This window comes from Shewanella sp. 4t3-1-2LB, assembly GCF_017368415.1.
GTDB classification, from domain to species: Bacteria; Pseudomonadota; Gammaproteobacteria; order Enterobacterales; family Shewanellaceae; genus Shewanella; species Shewanella fodinae.
In genome coordinates, this window is sequence record NZ_JAFNJD010000116.1 from 1 (window position 1) to 964 (window position 964).

At 47.2% G+C, this 964-nt stretch carries 2 protein-coding genes; both read right to left on the reverse strand.

The features are described from left to right. Nucleotides 1-142: 142 nt before the first annotated feature. Nucleotides 143-697, reverse strand: coding sequence for a gamma carbonic anhydrase family protein (locus J3L11_RS18845; protein WP_207571988.1), 555 nt, complete (start codon nt 695-697; stop codon nt 143-145). After that, the coding region (locus tag J3L11_RS18850) for a hypothetical protein (RefSeq protein ID WP_207571989.1) at nt 636-964 on the reverse strand (329 nt) is incomplete at its 5' end. The genes J3L11_RS18845 and J3L11_RS18850, both read right to left, overlap by 62 nt.

A 964-nucleotide genomic window follows, 5' to 3' on the forward strand; every position in this document is an offset into this window, starting at 1 on the left:
TAATCGGATTGCTAGTATGAAGCATGAGAGTTGCCTTATGTTTTGATTTAAGATTCGACACCTTTATCAAAACGGGTAACTCTCATCTTTTCAAGATGATGTGTCAGATCTAGTCTGAACTAATACACAATATCTTCATCGGCTAGAGTTGTGTTGCTGACTCATACTGTTGCAGATATTCCTGTTTCAGGCGCACATAGTTATCTGCGGATGCCCGCAAAAATTTGAGTTCCTGTTCCGTCAAAGGTCTGGCTTGCCGCGCGGGATTGCCCATATACAAGTATCCTGCCTGCAAGTGTTTCCCCGGCGGAACCACAGAGCCAGCCCCAATAATCACATCGTCTTCCACTACCACATTATCCAGAATAATCGCCCCCATGCCGACTAACACTCTATTACCTATAGTACAACCGTGCAGCATGGCTTTATGACCAACCGTGACATCATCACCTATGAGTAGTGGAAATCCCTCGGGATTATTCGTTGAGCGGCGGGTAACATGCAGTACTGAGCCATCCTGAATATTACTGCGCTGCCCAATGACAATGCGATTAACGTCACCTCTCGCCGCGACCAACGGCCAGATGCTGGTATCATCACCAAGGGTAATATCACCGACTAATACACTAGCTTCATCAATATAAACGCGTTGTCCAAGCGTTGGGGTAATCCCCTGATAAGGTCTCAAGTTTGTCATTGCCACACCATTCGTTCTCAAGTTTGCTGCTGTTTTCACCATTATACGGACAAAAAAACACTCTTCGGGCGAAATAGTGGGCAAACAGATGAAAATCGTCATTTTCTAGCGAATTGGTGCTTGCACAAAAGATTAAGCCCCCTATAATGCGCACCCACTGACACGGCAACAGCGAAGCGCTGGCGGTGTTGCAGGCAAGGCGGCGAAGCTGAATTGTCTGGGCGAAAAAAGATTGGCGCAAGCCACTTGACGCCAAGTTGGGGTGGT

Bases quoted from the DNA above. Each gene is read 5' to 3' on its own strand.
- J3L11_RS18845 (WP_207571988.1), bottom strand. From the start codon at position 697: ATGACAAACTTGAGACCTTATCAGGGGATTACCCCAACGCTTGGACAA.